A 17,641-nucleotide genomic window follows, 5' to 3' on the forward strand; every position below is an offset into this window, starting at 1 on the left:
ATCAGAATCGAGAAAGCACGATCAGTTCAGCTTGGAGGCCGCGGCCGGGCCCTGCTGCGAGGCTTCGAACATCTTCAGCACCGCATCCAGCGCGTTGCGCAAGTGCTGCGCGCCGGCCTGGCTGCAGCGCAGCCGGGCGGTGGTGACGAACTTCACCTCGACCGTTCCGTCCGTCAGCGGGTTGAGCGTGCGCGCCGCGAGTTCGACCTCGACGCCGTTGGCAATTACCCCGTGCGCCGGCGCGATGTCGAAATACACGTGCGGCGCGGTCGGAATATCCAGATAGGTGACGTCGGCAGGCTTGTCGGTGGGCTCGGACACGGCGATCTCCCGGAGAAGGACTGGCGGTGTTGTGCGCTTTTTTCCGGCCCGGCACTACAAGGTTCTGTCGCTTGACGGTTGCGGGGATAGCGCTAGCCTCGCGTCATGCGTGTGGGGACGATCAATCGGGCCGGCGTGGGCGGGCTGAGCAGCTTTTCGGCCGCTGCCAATAGTTTGCGCCGGATCTGGACCCGCGCGACTCAGGCGGCGCTCGATTTGGCGCTACCGACGCTGTGCGTCGCCTGCCGCGAGCCGGTCGCCGGCGAGGGCGTCTGTGCGCAGTGCTGGTCGCAGCTGTCCTTTATCGCCCCGCCTTACTGCGAAAAGCTCGGCATCCCGTTCGTCTATGATCCCGGCCCCGGTATGCTGTCGATGCAGGCGATCGCCGATCCGCCGGCCTATAGCCGCGCCCGCGCCGCCGTGCGTTACGACGAGGTCGCCAAGGCGCTGGTGCACGGCCTCAAGTTCCATGACCGCACCGATCTGGCGCCGATCATGGGGCGGTGGATGGCTCGTGCCGGCCAGCCGCTTCTCGCCGATGCCGATCTGCTGGTGCCGGTGCCGCTGCATTGGCGCCGCGGTTTCTCGCGTCGCTACAATCAGTCCGGCGCACTGGCGCAGGTGATCGGTCGGCAGGCCAAATTGTCGGTCGCGGTCGAGGCGCTACAGCGGGTTCGCCCGACCGCGCATCAGATCGGGCTATCGCGCAGCGAGCGTGCCGCCAATGTGCAGGGCGCCTTCAAGGTTCCGAAGCACCGCAAGGCCGAGATCCAGGGCCGGCGGATCGTGCTGATCGACGACGTGCTGACCTCTGGCGCCACCGTCGATGCCTGCGCCCGGGCGCTGCTCCGGGCGAGGGCGGCCTCGGTCGACGTGCTGGTCTTCGCGCGGGTTGTCGATACGCTGAAATCCCCCATATAATCCGCTCCTTGCGCCCATCCTCGGCAACCAAACGGAGCCTGAATGCCCGCAGCGATCGAGATCTTCACCCGCCCCGGCTGCGGCTATTGCAGCGCCGCCAAGTCGCTCCTCAACCGCAAGAAGGCGGTCTTCACCGAGTACGACGTCGCGGTCGATCCGGGCTACCGGGTGAAGATGGACGAGCGCGCCGGCCCCGGCGCCACCTATCCGCAGATCTTCATCGGCGACTTCCACGTCGGCGGCTGTGATGATCTCTACGCACTCGACCGCGAGGGCAAGCTCGATGCGCTGCTCGCCGACGAGAAGGCTGCGTCATGACCGAAGCGGTGCCGTTCAATGCCGCCCTTGTGCAGATGCGCAGCGGCCTCACTCCCGAGCCCAATCTCGAGCAGGGCACCCGGCTGATCCGCGAGGCGGTGAAGGCTGGCGCCGACTACGTGCTCACCCCTGAGGTGAGCAACATGATGCAGCTCAACCGCGAAGCGCTGTTCGCGCAGCTCGCCGAGCAGGACGACGATCTGTCGCTGAAGGCGTATCGCGAGCTGGCGCGCGAACTGAACATTCATCTGCACATCGGCTCGCTGGCGCTGCGCGCCTCGCCGGAGCGCGCGGTCAACCGCTCGTTCCTGATCGGCCCGGACGGCGCGATCCTTGCGAGCTACGATAAGATCCACATGTTCGACATCGATCTCGGCAATGGCGAAAGCTACCGGGAGTCGGCGAACTACCAGCCGGGCGAGACCGCGGTGATCTCGGATCTGCCGTGGGGCCGGATCGGCCTGACGATCTGCTACGACGTGCGTTTCCCGGCGCTGTACCGCGCGCTGGCCGAATCCGGCGCGTCGTTCCTGGCGGTGCCGGCGGCGTTCACCAAGCCGACCGGCGAGGCGCACTGGCACGTGCTGCTGCGCGCCCGCGCCATCGAGAACGGCTGCTTCGTCTTCGCCGCGGCGCAGGGAGGCCTGCACGAGAACAAGCGCGAGACTTTCGGCCATTCGCTGATCATCGATCCGTGGGGCAAGGTCCTGGCCGAAGGCGGCATCGAGCCCGGCTTCGTCATGGCGCGGATCGATCCGGCCGAAGTGACGAAGGCGCGCGGCAAGATTCCGTCGCTGCAGCACGGCCGGCGCTTCACTGTCGCCGATGCGAACGCGGGCCCCGGCCATCTGCATCTGGTCCGGCAATCATGATCCGCTACAGCCTGCGCTGCGACAAAGGCCACGTGTTCGAAAGCTGGTTTCAGGGCTCGTCGGCTTATGAGTCCCAGGTTCGGCGCAAGCTGGTGAGCTGCCCGCAATGCGATTCGGTGAAGGTCGAAAAGGCGATCATGGCGCCGCAGATCGTCGGCAAGAAAGGCCGCGGCCGCGCGCCCGAGCCGGCTGCCGCCGAACCCGCCGCGACCAACCTTCCGGCGGAGACTGCTTCTGCAAATTCGCCGACGCCGCTATTGATGGCTCAGGAGCGCGAGCTGCGCGCCAAGCTGAAGGAATTGCGCGACCATATCGTCAAGACCGCCGACAATGTCGGCGAACGCTTCCCCGAGCAGGCGCGCGCGATGCACTATGGCGATATCGAACACCGCCCGATCTACGGCGAGGCTTCGCCGACCGAGGCCAAGGCGCTGATCGAGGAAGGCATCGAGGTCGCGCCGCTACCGGTGTTGCCGGACGATCGGAATTGACCTCTTGGCTGTAGCGAGCCTCATGCTCTCTTTCGTCATTCCGGGGCGCGCGAAGCGCGAGCCCGGAATCCATACGCCGCAGCGTCGGTTGTGACGCGAGGCGGCTGTTACTTTGTCCACGAGGTGGGCACAGGGGTTATGGGTTCCGGGTTCGCGCTTCGCGCGCCCCGGAACGACGAACGAGAGGTTTGGGTGCCAAGTCGTTCGCTGGAGACCCCGCTGTGAACCCCGACACGCTCCTCTCCTGGCAACTCTGGGCCATCCTTTCAGCGGTGTTCGCCGCCCTGACGGCGATCTTTGCCAAGGTCGGCGTGGCGGACATCAATTCGGATCTCGCCACTTTCATCCGCACCGTGGTGGTTCTGGTGGCACTCGGCGGGCTGCTGGCGGCGACCGGCAAGCTCGTCGCAGATGGGCCGATCAGTGCCAAGACTTGGACGTTCCTGGTCCTGTCCGGGCTGTGCACCGGGGCGTCGTGGCTGTGCTATTTCCGGGCGCTCAAGCTCGGCCCGGCCAGCCTGGTGGCACCGATCGACAAGCTCAGCGTGGTGCTTGTCGTGCTGTTCGGCGTGCTGTTTCTCGGTGAGCGGCCGTCCGGCACCGAGTGGATCGGGATCGCGCTGATCGCCGCCGGTGCCGTGATCATCGCGCTGAAGTAATCACACCGCGACCAGCAGCGCGACGCCGAGCACGATCAGGAGGATGCCAAGGATCTCGCGCGGCGCCACCGGCTGCTTGAACGAGTAGTATGCTACGGCCTGCGCGAACAGCACCTCGATCAGCGCCAGGGTGCGGACATTGGCGGCGGCGGTGAGCGCAAACGCCAGGAACCAGAACTGCGATGCTGCCGCCCCGATGAAACCGGCCAGCATCGACGGTCGCCACAGCCTCAGGATGTCGCGCAGCACCTGCGGCGCCCGCGCCAGCAGGTAGATCGTCAGCACCAGCGTCTGCACCCCGAGCGCGAACACCAGCGTGAAGGTCGCGGCGGTGACGAAGGTGACATCCGGCACCACGATGATTGCGCCACGAAACCCGACCGCCGACAGCGCAAAGGCTGCTGCGGCGCCCAGCCCGAGCAGCGTCGGCCGCAGGCTGACGAGGCCGCGGGCGGCGCCCGGGCGCAGCGCCGTGACGACGACGCCGACGGTCGCGATCAGGATCGCCACCACCTTCCACAGGTTCAGGTGATCGCCGAGGAACACGAAGCCGAAGATCGCGGTCTGGATCGCCTCGGTCTTCAGATATGCGGTGGTGACCACGAACGAGCGTTCGTTCATCGCCGCCAGCATCATCCCGGTGGCGGCGATCTGCGACAGCGCGCCGAGCAGCAGCCACGGCCAGAATTCGAGGCCCGGCCAGCTCACGGTATCTCCGGTTGCCACGATCACGCCGGCGAAGAACAGCAGCGAGAACGGGAAGCCGAACAGGAACCGGATGTTGGTGGCGCCCCAGGTGCCGAGCGGCCCGGTCAGCGAGCGCTGCATCGCGTTGCGCGCGACCTGGCCGAGCGCAGCGACGAGCGTGAAGGGGATCCAGAGCGAAGCGACGGTGAACATGGCGATGGCGGCAGGAGGGACGCTGCAGCCTCGGCGATCCGGTCCGCAGCGGTCAACCGGACCCGGATCATGCCTGCATTGCGAGGGATTTCGCGCGCCGGAGTGATCGGCGCGCGGTCGTCCAGACCTACGGGGCCGCTTCGGCGACCATCATGTAGTTCACGTCCATGTCGGGCGACAGCTTCCAGCGGTCGGCGAGCGGATTGAACACCAGGCCGGACTGTTCCGTGACGGTGAGCTTCAGCCGGTTGAGGTGCTGCTCGAGCTCGGCGGGGGTGACGAATTTGTCCCACTGATGGGTGCCGCGCGGCAGCCAGCGCATCACATATTCGGCGCCGACGATGGCGAGCGCAAAGCTCTTCCAGTTCCGGTTGAGCGTTGCCACCACCATGATTCCGGTCGGCTTCATCAGGGCGGCGCAGCGCGACAGGAACGCGCCGACGTCGGTGACGTGCTCGATCACCTCCATCGCCAGCACGATGTCGAACCGCTCACGCGGGTCGATTTCCTCGACCATGACGTTGCGGTAGTCGATCGCCAGATGCGACTTATCGGCATGCAGCTTGGCGGCCGCGATGTTGGTGGCGGAGGGGTCGATTCCGATCACCTGGGCCCCGAGTCGGGTGAACGGCTCGCACAGCAGGCCGGCGCCGCAGCCGATGTCCAGCATCCGCAAGCCTTCGAGGCAGCTCAGGCTCTTGGCGTTGCGCTCGAATTTCCGGCAGGCCGCGTCGCGGATAAAGCTGATCCGCAGCGGGTTGATCCGGTGCAGCGGCGCCATCCGCCCCGTGGGGTCCCACCACTCGGCCGACAGTTTGGAGAATTTCGCGATCTCGGCCGGATCGACGGTCGAGGCCGGCTGGCCGGGGGACTCGGGTTGCAGTGCCATGGGGTGCGCGATGCTCCTCAATGTCCGTACCTGTCGCCTCGGCACACGGCCGAAGCGGCTTGCGCCTGTTCCGCGGCCGCAATGCCATTGCTTGCCCGAAACCGCGACGCTGTGTATACGCGCCACGCGGCTCCCGCCTGACGGATTCCGCGCCATCAATACTCGTTGTCTCCAAGGATTGCACTATTCGTCATGGGCCGGCTGGTGATGAAATTCGGCGGCACGTCCGTCGCCAATATCGAGCGCATCCAGAACGTCGCGCGCCATGTCAAACGCGAGGTCGACGCTGGCCATGAGGTTGCCGTGGTGGTGTCGGCGATGTCCGGCAAGACCAACGAGCTGGTGGCTTGGTGCACTGAAGCCTCGCCGCTGCACGACGCCCGCGAATACGACGCGGTGGTGGCGTCCGGCGAGCAGGTGACGTCCGGCCTTCTTGCGATTGCCCTGCAGTCGCTCGGCATTCAGGCGCGGTCCTGGCAGGGCTGGCAGATCCCGATCTTGACCAGCGACGCTCACGCCTCGGCGCGGATCGTCGGGATCGACGGCAGCGAAATCATCAAGCGCTTTTCCGAGCGCAAGGAAGTGGCGGTGATCGCCGGTTTCCAGGGCATCCATGCCGAAACCGGCCGGATCACCACGCTGGGCCGCGGCGGCTCCGATACCTCGGCGGTGGCGATCGCGGCGGCGCTGAAGGCGGACCGTTGCGACATCTATACCGACGTCGACGGCGTCTACACCACCGATCCGCGGGTGGTGCCGAAGGCGCGCCGGCTCGACAAGGTGTCGTTCGAAGAGATGCTGGAATTGGCCTCGCTTGGCGCCAAGGTGCTGCAGGTCCGCTCGGTCGAGCTCGGCATGGTCCACAACATGCCGATCTTCGTCCGCTCCAGTTTCGACAAGCCCGAAGATATCGATCCGCACGGCACGCCGCCGGGCACGCTGATCAGCAGCGAGGAGAATTCCATGGAGAACCACGTCGTCACCGGCATCGCCTTTTCCAAGGACGAGGCGCAGATCTCGGTGCGCCGGATCGAGGACAAGCCGGGCGTGGCGGCGTCGATCTTCGGACCCCTGGCCGACGCCAACATCAACGTCGACATGATCGTCCAGAACGTCTCCGAGGACGGCAAGACCACCGATCTGACCTTCACAGTGCCGGCCTCCGACTTCGCCCGCGCCAAGCAGACCATCACGTCGGCGCAGGACAAGATTGGCTATGCCCGCTTCGACAGCGAGACCGACGTCGCCAAGGTGTCGGTGATCGGTTCGGGCATGCGCAGCCATGCCGGCGTTGCCGCCCAGGCGTTCGCCGCGCTGGCCGCCCGCAACATCAACATCCGCGCCATCACCACCTCGGAGATCAAGTTCTCGGTGCTGATCGACGCCGCCTACACCGAGTTGGCGGTGCGGACGCTGCATACGCTCTATGGGTTGGATCAAGTTTAGAACAATTTTTCGGTGATTTGAGAGCGCGAGCGGGCGCAGCGTTGCGTTCGCTGGCAGGCGTTTTGCTTGGCAAATCAAGCGTCAATTCGCTATACGGCCTGAGCGGCGCGACGCGCTGACAGGACGGCTGGCAAGGCCGGTTTTGTTGCGTTGCGAAGGCCCGGTGGCGGATATCCGCAACCGGACTCGCCGTTCGTTCGTGTTCGACTCCGGACACGCGTCGCGGGCCAACGCTCGCGGCCCGGGTCGACGCTGGACGATGATTGTTTTTGGAGCATTTCTGCTGGCGCTGCGTCGCGCCGGACGGCAATGCTCGCAGAGGAGATTGCGGCACATGCGGAGCACGTCGGGTGGCCCCCGCGTCTTGCTGAGACGGCTCCGCGAAACCATGGCGGAGCAAGTCTCCGCGCAGGAACGCCTCGACAAGATCGTGGTGTTGATCGCGGCCAACATGGTCGCCGAAGTGTGCTCGGTCTATGTGCTGCGGATCGACAACACCCTCGAGCTGTACGCCACCGAAGGTCTGAACCGCGAGGCGGTGCACCAGACCGTGCTGAACGCCCATGAAGGTCTGGTCGGTCTGGTCGCCTCGGAAGCGACGCCGCTGAACCTGTCGGATGCGCAAAGCCATCCGGCGTTCTCGTTCCGCCCGGAGACCGGCGAAGAAATCTACCACTCGTTCCTCGGCGTGCCGATCCTGCGCGCCGGTAACACCCTCGGCGTGCTGGTGGTGCAGAACCGCGCCAAGCGCACCTATGTCGAGGAAGAGGTCGAGGCGCTGCAGACCACCGCGATGGTGCTGGCCGAGATGATCGCCTCGGGCGAGCTGTCGGCGCTGGCACAGCCCGGTGCCGAACCGGCTGCGCGGCACTCGATCCACAAGACCGGCGCGGTGCTGTCCGACGGCATCGCGCTTGGTCACGTCGTGCTGCACGAGCCGCGCGTCGTCATCACCAATTACATCGCCGAAGACCTGCCGAAGGAAATCAAGCGGCTCGACGCGGCGCTCGCCAAGCTGCGCTCCGATCTCGACCGGATGCTGGAGCGGGGCGACTTCGCCGAGGGCGGCGAGCATCGCGACGTGCTCGAAGCCTACCGGATGTTCGCCAATGATCACGGCTGGTCGCACAAGCTGCACGAGGCGGTCGCCACCGGTCTCACCGCCGAGGCCGCTGTCGAACGCGTGCAGTCGGACACCAGAGCGCGGATGCTGCGCTCGACCGATCCTTACTTGCGCGACCGGCTGCACGATCTCGAAGACCTCGGCCACCGCCTGATGCGCCAGCTCGTCGGGCAGGACCATGCGCCGTCGCGCGAGCAACTGCCTGACAATGCCATCCTGATCGCGCGCTCGATGGGGCCTGCGGCGCTGCTCGACTACGACCGCAAGCGGCTGCGCGGCCTGGTGCTCGAAGAAGGCACCGCCAATTCGCACGTCTCGATCGTGGCCCGCGCCCTCGGCATCGCAGCGATCGGCGAGGTGCCGAACGCGCCGGGCATCGCCGATCCGGGCGACGCGATCATCGTCGATGCCACCTCGGGCTCGATCTATGTCCGCCCGTCTGCCGAAATCGAAGCCGCCTATGCGGAGCGGGTGCGCTTCCGCGCCCGGCGACAGGCGCAGTATTCGGCGCTCCGCGATCTGCCCTGCGCCACCAAGGATGGTCAGCCGATCGACCTGATGATCAACGCGGGCCTGACCATCGACCTGCCGCACATCGAAGACACCGGCTCTTCCGGCATCGGCCTGTTCCGCACCGAGCTGCAGTTCATGGTCGGCCAGAGCCTGCCGCGCTCGTCCGATCAGCTTGCGCTGTATCGCGCCGTGCTCGACGCCGCCGGCAGCAAGCCGGTGACCTTCCGCACCCTCGACATCGGCGGCGACAAGGCGCTGCCCTACATGGAGACGGTGGTCGAGGAGAATCCGGCACTTGGCTGGCGCGCGATCCGGCTCGGGCTTGACCGGCCCGGCCTGCTGCGCAGCCAGATTCGCGCGCTGCTGCGTGCCGCCGCGGGTCGTTACCTGCGGGTGATGTTCCCGATGATCTCTGAGGTGGCCGAGTTCGATGCCGCCAAGAGCATCATCGAGCGCGAACTGACTTATCTGCGCCAGCATGGCCACACCCTGCCGGAGCGCGTCGACGTCGGCACCATGCTGGAAGTGCCGGCGCTGTTGTATCAGCTCGACGAGCTGTTCAAGCGCGCGGACTTCGTGTCGGTCGGCTCCAACGACCTGTTCCAGTTCCTGTTCGCGGTCGATCGCGGCAACTCGAAAGTGTCGGAGCGGTTCGACACTCTGTCGGCGCCGATCCTGCGGGCGCTGCGCGACATCGTCCGCAAGGCGCGTGCGGCCAAGCGCTCACTGTCGCTGTGCGGCGAGATGGCCTCGCAGCCGCTGGCGGCATTGGCCCTGATCGCGATCGGCTACCGCTCGCTGTCGGTGTCGGCACTGGCACACGGCCCGGTGAAGGCGATGATCCTCGGTCTCGACCTCGCCAAGGCGGAGGCGATGATCGGGCCGCTGCTCGACGCGCCGGCCGGCAGCGTCTCGATTCGCGACAAGCTGATCGAATTCGCCGAAGCGCATCAGCTCGCCTTGTAGCGACGCGGCTGCCCCGCCGCCGCTTTGTCGTCTCACGCGTTTATCCGAGATCGTCCATGTCCACACTGCCCGAAGCCAAGCTCGACGTCCTCCTCGCGCATCACGCCGCGCTCGAAGCGCAGTTGATGGCCCAGGTCGGTGCCGAGGACTATGTCCGCATCACCCGCGAATTGTCGGAGCTCAATCCGCTGGTCGAAGCGGTGAAGAGCTATCGCCAGGTCCGCGATGAACTCGGTGAGATCGACGAACTGCTGGAAGATCCGGCCACCGAACCCGAGATGCGGGCGATGGCGGAGGCCGAGCGCGACGCGCTCGACGCCCATCGCGACGAACTGATCCAGCAGATCCGTATCGCGCTGTTGCCGAAGGACGCGATGGACGAGCGCAATGTGATGCTGGAAATCCGCGCCGGCACTGGTGGCGACGAGGCCTCGTTGTTCGCCGGCGACCTGTTCCGGATGTACGAGAAGTTCGCCGCGCTGCAGGGCTGGAGCGTCGAAGTGATTTCGGCCAGCGAAGGCACCGTCGGCGGCTACAAGGAAATCATCGCCGAAGTGAAGGGCCGCGGCGCGTTCGCCAAGCTGAAGTTCGAATCGGGCGTACACCGTGTCCAGCGCGTGCCCGATACTGAAACGCAGGGACGCATCCACACCTCGGCCGCGACCGTCGCGGTGCTGCCCGAGGTCGAGGACGTCGACGTCGATATCAAGCAGGACGACCTGCGGATCGAGACGATGCGGGCGCAGGGCGCCGGCGGCCAGCACGTCAACAAGACCGAGTCGGCGATCCGCATCACCCATCTGCCGACCGGCATCGTGGTGATGATGCAGGACAGCCGCTCGCAGCATAAGAACCGCGCCTCGGCGATGAACATCCTGCGCTCGCGGATCTACGACGCCGAACAGCAGCGTCTCGACGCGGCGCGCTCCGCCGAGCGCAAGGCCAAGGTCGGCTCCGGCGACCGCTCCGAGCGGATCCGCACCTACAACTTCCCGCAAGGCCGCGTCACCGATCACCGCATCAATCTGACGCTGTACAAGCTGCCGCAAGTGATCGCCGGCGAAGCGCTCGGCGAACTGATCGACGCGCTCACCACCGAGCATCAGGCGGCGCAGCTCGCCGAGCAGGGCAACGCGGCGTGAGCGACGCTCCGACGATCGCATCCGCGCGTCGTCGTCTCGCCCGGCAATTCCAAGACGCGGGCATCGAGTCCGCCGCGCTCGATGCCCGGCTGTTGGTCGGCGAAGTCTCCGGGCTCGATCTCACCGGGCTTTTGATTCAGGCCGAGCGTATCTTGACCGCCGAGGAGAACGAGCGGCTGCAGTCGTTCGCGGCGCGGCGGCTCAGGGGCGAGCCGGTGGCGCGCATCCTCGGGATGCGCGAGTTCTGGGGGCTGCCGTTCGAGCTCTCCGCCGACACGCTGGTGCCGCGCCCTGATACCGAGACGATCGTAGAGGCCGCACTCGCGATTCTGGCCGAACGATCCTCACTAGCGCCGCGGATTCTCGATATCGGGACCGGGAGCGGTGCAATCCTGCTGGCGCTGCTACACGAATGTCCGGACGCCGTCGGCGTTGCGACAGACATCAGCCTCGGCGCGCTACGCACCGCGCGAGGCAATGCGCAGCGTCTTGGGCTTGCTGATCGCGCCTGCTTCGTCGCCTGCGACTACGCTTCGGCGCTGTGCGGGCCGTTCGACCTGATCGTCTCCAACCCGCCCTATATTCCAGGTAACGAGATTGCGGCGCTTGATCGCGAGGTGCGGGACCACGATCCGCGACGCGCGCTCGACGGTGGCGACGACGGGCTCGATGCTTACCGGAAAATCATCCCCGAATCGGTCCGGCTGTTGCAACCAGGCGGCGTGTTGGTGGTTGAAATCGGACAGGGCCAGGAAGGCGATGTAAGCGCCCTGATGCAGGCTTCGGGGTTAACCGTCTCTGACCCCTTCCGTCCTGATTTGTCAGGGATTTTCCGGGCGGTGACAGGGCGTCTCGCGGTCCTCTGATATCGGAACAAATTGCAAAAAACCGCTTGGAATATCGACCGAGAGCGACTACGTTCCGCTCCAGATATCGGTAAGAGCGGCTGGCCCCGCGGTGCGGAGTGGGGCATATTGGTCTCGATGAGAGCCCCTGACCGAATGGGTTCCACACGGCGGCTTCGATCAAGCGCGATTGGCTGGGACAGCCGCGCAGCTTTCAGCCGCGGAGCGCACGAAAGCCTAACGACTCACGCTTGAAGAACTCACGCGAGATGAGCTGAGCCCTTTAGCACGGGCTCGATGAATTGATCCGGCCGGCGGTGTAACGGCCGCCGGATTTGGAGAACGCGTCTTTGCTGAGCGCGACACGCAGCATTAGCGATTTGAGACTGATGGGCTGTTCGGACGGGCGTGGCCAGACCTGCGCGTAGCGCAGCCATGCTTTGCAAAATGGGGTTCGGTAAGAAGGTAGGACATGAGAAACGGGCAGAACAATAAGCGGCTGCGCAATCGGAATAACGGCGGCAATAACAACAACAACCGGCGCGGCCAGAACCCGATGACTCGGGTGTTCGAGTCGAACGGTCCCGATATCAAGATCCGCGGTACCGCCTCTCACATCGCCGAGAAATACGTTCAGCTCGCCCGCGATGCCCGCTCCTCGGGGGATCCCGTAGCGGCCGAGAACTACTATCAGCACGCCGAGCACTACTTTCGTCTGATCGCGGCGGCCCAGGAGCAGTTCCGGCAGAACCAGCCGCAGCCGCGCATCGACAACGACACGCTGGACAACGACGACGACGGCGAGGGCGATTTCTCCAATTTCGGCGCCGAGCCGGGCCTCGTCCCTGTACAGCAGCCCCAGCCGTACCAGCAGCGCGAGCAGCCGCAGCCCTATCAGCCGCGTGAGCAGCCGCAGCCGCGTGAGCATCGCCCGCAGCCTCAGTTCGTGCCGCGCGAGCAGCCGCAGCCGGCGGCGGAGGGCGTCGATCGTCTGCCGTCCTTCATCACCGGCCCGCAGCCGCAGCTAGGCCCCAACGCGTTCGAAGGCAACGGCGGCGGCGGTGAACGCTTCCCGCCGCGTCGCCGTCGTCGTCCGCGCGGTGAGCCGGCAGCGGCGCAGGCCGTCGCCCCGGCTCCGTCGGGCGAGGATGCCGGCGCCGGCGAGTAAGCCTTCGCGACCGGCCGCAAGAGGTCGATCAAATCAGACGAGGCCGCGCCGGTTGGTGCGGCCTTTGTCGTTTCGGCACGTCTTGGTTCAGTCGATGCCGTGTCAGCGCAGCAGCGGCGGCGCGTCCGGCTCGTCGGCCTGCATCGGAGTTGGTGACGGCACCAGCGACGGCTCAAGCGACGGAATCAACCGAATCCGCTCGCGCTTGACCGGCTGCGCCCGGACCACCTGTTTGGTGGCTTCGACCACGTGCACGCCGGCGAACGGCATGGAGGTCGATGCGCCGATCCGCTCCCAGGCCGGCGCCGAGCGCAGCAGCCAGCCTTGCCCCAGAGGAGGCACGAACAGCGCCTCGCTCCAGGCCGTCGGGGTGAACCAGGTTCGCCGGAGCAGGTCGGCGATCTGCGAGCGCGAATACGGCCGGCCGTGACCGAACGGGGTGTTGTCGAGCCGCGCCCAAACGCCGCGGCGATTGGGGACGATCGCGAGCAGCCGACCGGCCGGCGCCAGCACCCGCCACACCTCGCGCAGCAGCCGTTCAGGATCGTCGGACATCTCCAACGCATGCACCAGCAGGATGCGATCGACCGCGGCGTCCGGCAGCGGCAACGCGTGTTCGTCGACCAGCGAGGACAGCGTCGACCGCGCGGTTGGCCATTTCAGCACGCCCTGGGCCGCCGGCATGAAGGCAATGCAGCGTTCGCACCTGTCGCGGAACAGGCCGAGATACGGCGTCGGATAGCCGAAGCCGAGTACGCGATCGCCGCGCGCATCCGGCCATCGCGACTGGATGCCGCGGTTGATCAGCCGTCGTGCCACGATGCCGAGCCGGCTACTGTAGAACTCTCGCAGATCCACGACGTCGATGGTCATGGCCGACATTTACCACGCCGTCGTATGGTCCGGCAAAGCCACACCCTGCTTGGTTTACGAGGCTGTGACCGCTTCATTTCGTCCCGGTCTGCCCCCATGTTAGAGTTCGACTTGCGTGACGCCGGCGACAGAAACGGCGCCGGGCACGCTCCTGCCGCCTTTAGTTCCGGAGATCTCATGCCCGCCGACATCCGCATCGTTCCGTGTCTCACCGACAATTTCGGCTATCTGGTCCACGATCCGGCCACCGGTGCCACCGCTTCGATCGACGCGCCGGAAGCTGCTCCCCTGATCGCCGCATTGGACAAGGAAGGCTGGAAGCTGACCGACATTCTGGTCACGCATCACCACGGTGACCATGTCGGCGGCATAGCCGAGCTGAAGAAGAAGTATCAGTGCCGCGTCCATGCGCCGCACGACGCCAACGCCAAGATCGCGGACGCCGACGTGAGGCTGCAGGAAGGTGACGTCGTTCGGGTCGGTGACCTCACCGCGCGGGTGCTGGAAACTCCCGGTCACACCCTCGATCACCTTTCCTACGTGTTCGACGCCGACCGTGCGCTGTTCGCGGCCGACACGCTGTTCTCGATCGGCTGCGGCCGGGTGTTCGAGGGCACCTATCCGATGATGTGGGAATCGCTGCTGAAGCTGCGGGCCCTGCCCGACGACTTCAAGCTGTATTGCGGCCACGAATACACCGCCTCCAACGTCAAATTCGCGCTCGGCATCGAGCCCGACAACGCCGCGCTGCAGGCACGCGCCAAGCAGGTCGAGGCACTTCGCGCCGAAGGTAAGCCGACGATTCCGGTGACGCTCGGCGAGGAGAAGCAGGCCAACGTATTCCTGCGCGCCGACGTGCCGTCGGTCGCCGCCGCAGTCGGAATGCCCGGCGCTCCCGCCGCCGAAGTGTTCGGCGAGATCCGCGAGCGCAAGAATAACGGGTGAGCGCGGTGTCTCTCACTGCCGCGGAGGTGATCGCGCGGCTCGGTCTGCAGCCGCACCCGGAGGGCGGACACTATCGCGAAACGTTTCGCGATCCCCGCTGCGACGCCAGCGGACGCAGCTACTCGACCGCGATCCACTTTCTGCTGCGGGCGGGCGAGCGCTCGCACTGGCACCGGATCGATGCGGTCGAAGTCTGGCACTATTACGCAGGCGCGGCCCTGATGCTGGAAGTCGCCGGCGAAGACGGTCACCGCGCCGCGACGCTCGGCCCAGATCTCGTCGCCGGGCATCTGCCACAAGTGATCGTGCCGCCGCAGGCCTGGCAGGCGGCAACATCGACCGGCGAGTGGACGCTGGTCGGCTGCACTGTCGCGCCGGGCTTCGATTTCGCCGGCTTCGAACTGGCGCCGCCCGGCTGGGAGCCGGCGCGATGAAGTTCGTCGGGAGGATGAGGCTGGAGGATGGGTTCGCGCGCTGCGCGTAACCTACCGCAACAAACCGCCGAGCAGCATGATGGATCGAGGCGCAGGGCGCTTAATTCATCATGCGAGTCTGGGTGATTTACAGCGCGCCGACCGGTGATTTCGCCAGCAGTTCGTCGACTTCCGCGCGGCTCGGGCAGGCGAACGCGCCGCCGGGGCGGGTGCATTTCAGCGCCGCGGCTGCGGAGGCAAAGCGCAGCGCGTGGGCGATGTCCTGGCCTTCGCCGTACGCGACGGTGAAGCCGCCATGGAAGATGTCGCCAGCACCAAGCGTGTCAACCGAATGCACCGGAAACGCCGGAGTCTCGCGGAACTGCTGCTTGTCGTCGAGCCACAGCGTGCCCTTCGGGCCGCGTGTCACTGCCACGAAAGCATGTGTCAGCGTTGCCAGCTTCTTCAACGCTTCGGCATCATCGGCGATGCCGGCGGTGCCGTGCAGGGCTTCGGCCGAGCAGATCAGATGCGACGCCGCCGTCAGCAGGCCCTCGTTCATCGACATCGCGTTATCGACATCGACCACCACAGGAATGCCACGCCGGGTCGCCTCGGCGCACAGCGGCGTGACGAAGCTGGAGCAGCGGCTTTCGGTGAGGATGGCGTCGCAGTCTCTGAGCAGCGTGTCGGCGTCGGGCAGCGCGACCTTCCACAGTCCGGGATCGCGGAACGTCACGATGGTGCGCTCACCGGTCGGATCGACCAGCACCGCGGAGATCGGCGTCACCAGCCCGGGCATGTGAATGAGCCCGCTGGAGCCGATGCCTTCTTCAGCCAGCTTGTCGAAGATGAAGCCCGCTGCGGCTTCGCTGGCGTCGCCCATCGGGCCGCACATCTGCGCCTTGCCGCCGAGCCGCGCGATGCCGATCGCAGCGTTGAGCGCGTTGCCGCCGCAGATCTCGCCGAACGAGCTCGCCGGCACCTTGTTGCCGCGGCCGGGCACCGCCTCGATCCGGAAAGTGAGGTCGCGCACCGGAATCCCGATGCACAACACCCGCGGCTGGCGTTTGGCAGTGTCGCTCATGATTGTCCCTCCAGCCAGCGGCCGAGAAGATGGTGCGCGATGGCGAACGGGTGCGGCCCGAGCAGTCCGTCCGGATGCTCGCGCTTCAGCATCTGCGCCGCCTCGTCGCGGGAAAACCACCGCGCGTCTTCAAGTTCAGTAAGATCGACGGTGATGTCGTCGCTCGTGGCGGTCGCCGTGCAGGCGATCATCAGCGACGACGGATACGGCCATGGCTGCGTCATGTAGTAACGCACGTCGGTGCACAGAATGCCGGACTCCTCGACGATCTCGCGGCGCACCGCGTCCTCGATCGTCTCGGCTGCTTCGACGAAGCCGGCGAGGCACGAATACATCCCGGCCGGAAACTGCTTCTGCCGGCCGAGCAGGCATTGGTCGCCGCGCGTCACCAGCATGATCACCACCGGATCGGTGCGCGGGAAGTGCTCGGCCTTGCAGGACGGGCAGTCGCGCTTCCAGCCGCCTTGCCCCATCGCGGTGCGGGTGCCGCAATTGGCGCAATAGCCGTGGCGCTGATGCCAGTTCACCAGCGACTTCGCCATCGCGATCGCCGAGAGCTGTTCGACCGGCAGCACGCCCTGCATCGCAAGGCCGCGCAGCTCGGCGAGACCGGCATCGGTCCGGCCGGCGAGCTTATCGGCCGCAGGGGTGCCGATCCCCATGCCGAACACGGCTGCGCCGTTTCGCAGACCGAGGAAGATCGTGCCGGGGTTGGCGCCGAGCGCCAGCGCCTCCTGGATCGTCAGCTCGGCCCGCGGGCCGCTGGCTTCGTGCTTCACAAGCAGCGAATCGCGGTGCACGACGTAGGCGCGGGTATCGCCGCGCTCCTCCATCGCCATCAGCTTGGCGTCGTTGCCGCGCAGATGCGCGGCGCGGTCGAGCACGTGGGTGACGAAGGCTGGCCGGCCGAGCGGGAAAGGTGTGCTCATCGGCTCAGCTCAACCAGATCTTGCGGCGGAGCAGGTTGATGAACTGCTGCACCTCTTCGGGATCGTGCGCCAGCGGCGGCATCACGCCCCACACCGGCCGCGGCCAGGCGACATCGCTGGAGCGCCGCGCGATGATGTGAATGTGGAGCTGCGGCACCAGATTGCCGAGCGCCGCGACATTGAGCTTGTCGCATTTGGTGACCTCTTTGAGCGCCCGGCTCACTCTGGCGATCTCTGTCATCAACTGCGCCTGCGCCACCTCGTCGAGGTCAATGATCTCGCTGACATCGGGCCGGCGCGGCACCAGCAGCAGCCACGGATAATGCGCGTCCTTGATCACCAGCACCCGGCTGAGCGGCAGGTCGCCGATGCTGATGGTGTCTTGTTCGAGCCTTGAGCTCAGCGACCAGTCGGAGGGGGACATTGCGGTTCCATCGGCCCGTTCGGGGAGGCATGGGCTCTTGTCTGTGGCGGGGACGGCGCACGGCCGCCTCGCAGTCATACCAAGCCGTCCGGACCGGCGGAAGCGCCCCCTAGCCGAAGGTCCAAGGCGTGCCAAGCGGCGTGACCGGCGACTTGCATTCGGGTCGGTTTGGCGCCAAATAGGGACCGGGAGATTGGCGGTGGACGAGCCTCTCGCCAACCGGGTCAGGTCCGGAAGGAAGCAGCCCTAACGAGGTCTGGATCGGGTCGCTCGTCAGTCTCCTACCTCATTTTTCGGCCGTGCTGCCCCGTGATCGGGGCACCGCGGCCGAATGAAGGTGGGGCCAGGACTGGCAGATGCCGGTCCGGTGTGAGGGGTGTTTCGGGCCAGCCGCAT

At 66.3% G+C, this 17,641-nt stretch carries 19 protein-coding genes and 1 other RNA gene; 13 read left to right on the plus strand and 7 right to left on the minus strand.

Features of this window, described 5'->3' with window-relative positions; genetic code table 11:
- Positions 1–21 precede the first annotated feature (21 nt).
- Positions 22–321, minus strand: coding sequence for a hypothetical protein (locus HZF03_RS03015; protein ID WP_119017381.1), 300 nt, complete (start codon positions 319–321; stop codon positions 22–24).
- Positions 322–426: 105 nt separating this feature from the next.
- Between HZF03_RS03015 and HZF03_RS03020 the strand changes: the two genes are divergently transcribed.
- The 5 genes from HZF03_RS03020 (at position 427) to HZF03_RS03040 (ending at position 3,582) form a co-directional block, all read left to right on the plus strand.
- The gene (locus tag HZF03_RS03020) at positions 427–1,242 is read left to right on the plus strand and encodes a ComF family protein (protein ID WP_119017382.1); all 816 of its coding nucleotides are present in this window, start codon (positions 427–429) and stop codon (positions 1,240–1,242) included.
- A 42-nt stretch (positions 1,243–1,284) separates the two neighbouring features.
- The gene (gene grxC, locus HZF03_RS03025; protein ID WP_119017383.1) at positions 1,285–1,560 is read left to right on the plus strand and encodes a glutaredoxin 3; all 276 of its coding nucleotides are present in this window, start codon (positions 1,285–1,287) and stop codon (positions 1,558–1,560) included.
- Positions 1,557–2,432 carry a carbon-nitrogen hydrolase family protein gene (locus HZF03_RS03030; protein WP_119017384.1) on the plus strand — a complete coding sequence of 292 codons (876 nt, stop codon included), beginning with the start codon at positions 1,557–1,559 and terminating at the stop codon, positions 2,430–2,432. The genes grxC and HZF03_RS03030 overlap by 4 nt, the downstream gene beginning before the upstream one ends.
- Positions 2,429–2,923 (plus strand): DUF1178 family protein, encoded by a 495-nt coding sequence (locus tag HZF03_RS03035; RefSeq protein WP_119017385.1) that lies wholly within the window; start codon positions 2,429–2,431, stop codon positions 2,921–2,923. The genes HZF03_RS03030 and HZF03_RS03035 overlap by 4 nt, the downstream gene beginning before the upstream one ends.
- A gap of 221 nt (positions 2,924–3,144) precedes the next feature.
- A complete protein-coding gene (locus HZF03_RS03040) occupies positions 3,145–3,582 on the plus strand; it encodes an EamA family transporter (protein WP_104511874.1) in 438 nt (145 codons plus the stop codon).
- On the opposite strand, the gene HZF03_RS03045 is transcribed toward HZF03_RS03040, so the two are convergent.
- On the minus strand, positions 3,583–4,482 hold the full coding sequence (locus HZF03_RS03045) for an EamA family transporter (protein WP_119017386.1): 900 nt from the start codon (positions 4,480–4,482) through the stop codon (positions 3,583–3,585).
- Positions 4,483–4,609: 127 nt separating this feature from the next.
- The gene (ubiG, locus tag HZF03_RS03050; protein ID WP_104511875.1) at positions 4,610–5,371 is read right to left on the minus strand and encodes a bifunctional 2-polyprenyl-6-hydroxyphenol methylase/3-demethylubiquinol 3-O-methyltransferase UbiG; all 762 of its coding nucleotides are present in this window, start codon (positions 5,369–5,371) and stop codon (positions 4,610–4,612) included.
- Between the two features lie 192 nt (positions 5,372–5,563).
- Here ubiG and HZF03_RS03055 point away from each other — a divergent pair, with 192 nt between their 5' ends.
- The 5 genes from HZF03_RS03055 (at position 5,564) to HZF03_RS03075 (ending at position 12,574) form a co-directional block, all read left to right on the plus strand.
- On the plus strand, positions 5,564–6,817 hold the full coding sequence (locus HZF03_RS03055; RefSeq protein WP_011156172.1) for an aspartate kinase: 1,254 nt from the start codon (positions 5,564–5,566) through the stop codon (positions 6,815–6,817).
- Positions 6,818–7,151: 334 nt separating this feature from the next.
- Positions 7,152–9,419 carry a phosphoenolpyruvate--protein phosphotransferase gene (gene ptsP, locus HZF03_RS03060; protein ID WP_012494271.1) on the plus strand — a complete coding sequence of 756 codons (2,268 nt, stop codon included), beginning with the start codon at positions 7,152–7,154 and terminating at the stop codon, positions 9,417–9,419.
- Positions 9,420–9,475: 56 nt separating this feature from the next.
- Complete coding sequence (gene prfA / locus HZF03_RS03065; RefSeq protein WP_011156174.1) at positions 9,476–10,561, plus strand: peptide chain release factor 1; 1,086 nt, start codon at positions 9,476–9,478, stop codon at positions 10,559–10,561.
- Positions 10,558–11,427: a peptide chain release factor N(5)-glutamine methyltransferase gene (gene prmC, locus HZF03_RS03070; protein ID WP_119017387.1), complete on the plus strand. Its 870-nt coding sequence runs from the start codon at positions 10,558–10,560 to the stop codon at positions 11,425–11,427. Before prfA ends, prmC begins: the two co-directional genes overlap by 4 nt.
- 451 nt (positions 11,428–11,878) lie before the next feature.
- Positions 11,879–12,574: a DUF4167 domain-containing protein gene (locus HZF03_RS03075; RefSeq protein WP_119017388.1), complete on the plus strand. Its 696-nt coding sequence runs from the start codon at positions 11,879–11,881 to the stop codon at positions 12,572–12,574.
- A 102-nt stretch (positions 12,575–12,676) separates the two neighbouring features.
- Here the strand turns inward: HZF03_RS03075 and HZF03_RS03080 are convergent, their stop codons facing one another.
- On the minus strand, positions 12,677–13,447 hold the full coding sequence (locus HZF03_RS03080; RefSeq protein WP_085977323.1) for a class I SAM-dependent methyltransferase: 771 nt from the start codon (positions 13,445–13,447) through the stop codon (positions 12,677–12,679).
- A 177-nt stretch (positions 13,448–13,624) separates the two neighbouring features.
- Here HZF03_RS03080 and gloB point away from each other — a divergent pair, with 177 nt between their 5' ends.
- Together gloB and HZF03_RS03090 are read left to right on the plus strand one after the other, a co-directional pair.
- On the plus strand, positions 13,625–14,392 hold the full coding sequence (gene gloB, locus HZF03_RS03085; RefSeq protein WP_012494274.1) for a hydroxyacylglutathione hydrolase: 768 nt from the start codon (positions 13,625–13,627) through the stop codon (positions 14,390–14,392).
- Positions 14,389–14,826: a cupin domain-containing protein gene (locus HZF03_RS03090; RefSeq protein ID WP_119017389.1), complete on the plus strand. Its 438-nt coding sequence runs from the start codon at positions 14,389–14,391 to the stop codon at positions 14,824–14,826. The genes gloB and HZF03_RS03090 overlap by 4 nt, the downstream gene beginning before the upstream one ends.
- A 127-nt stretch (positions 14,827–14,953) precedes the next feature.
- Here HZF03_RS03090 and HZF03_RS03095 read toward each other — a convergent pair whose 3' ends face one another.
- Genes HZF03_RS03095 through HZF03_RS03105 form a run of 3 tightly spaced genes read right to left on the minus strand, consistent with a single transcriptional unit; the run spans position 14,954 to position 17,245 of the window.
- Positions 14,954–15,892, minus strand: a complete 939-nt coding sequence (locus HZF03_RS03095) for a sugar kinase (protein WP_119017390.1) — start codon at positions 15,890–15,892, stop codon at positions 14,954–14,956.
- Positions 15,889–16,821, minus strand: coding sequence for an NAD(+) diphosphatase (gene nudC / locus HZF03_RS03100; protein WP_119017391.1), 933 nt, complete (start codon positions 16,819–16,821; stop codon positions 15,889–15,891). Before nudC ends, HZF03_RS03095 begins: the two co-directional genes overlap by 4 nt.
- 4 nt (positions 16,822–16,825) lie before the next feature.
- On the minus strand, positions 16,826–17,245 hold the full coding sequence (locus HZF03_RS03105; protein ID WP_012494278.1) for an HIT domain-containing protein: 420 nt from the start codon (positions 17,243–17,245) through the stop codon (positions 16,826–16,828).
- A gap of 188 nt (positions 17,246–17,433) precedes the next feature.
- On the opposite strand from HZF03_RS03105, the gene ffs reads away from it, so the two are divergent.
- Positions 17,434–17,530: signal recognition particle sRNA small type (gene ffs, locus HZF03_RS03110), an RNA gene on the plus strand.
- The last annotated feature ends 111 nt before the right edge of the window (positions 17,531–17,641 follow it).

It is taken from the genome of Rhodopseudomonas palustris (assembly GCF_013415845.1).
In the GTDB taxonomy this organism is placed as follows: Bacteria; Pseudomonadota; Alphaproteobacteria; order Rhizobiales; family Xanthobacteraceae; genus Rhodopseudomonas; species Rhodopseudomonas palustris_F.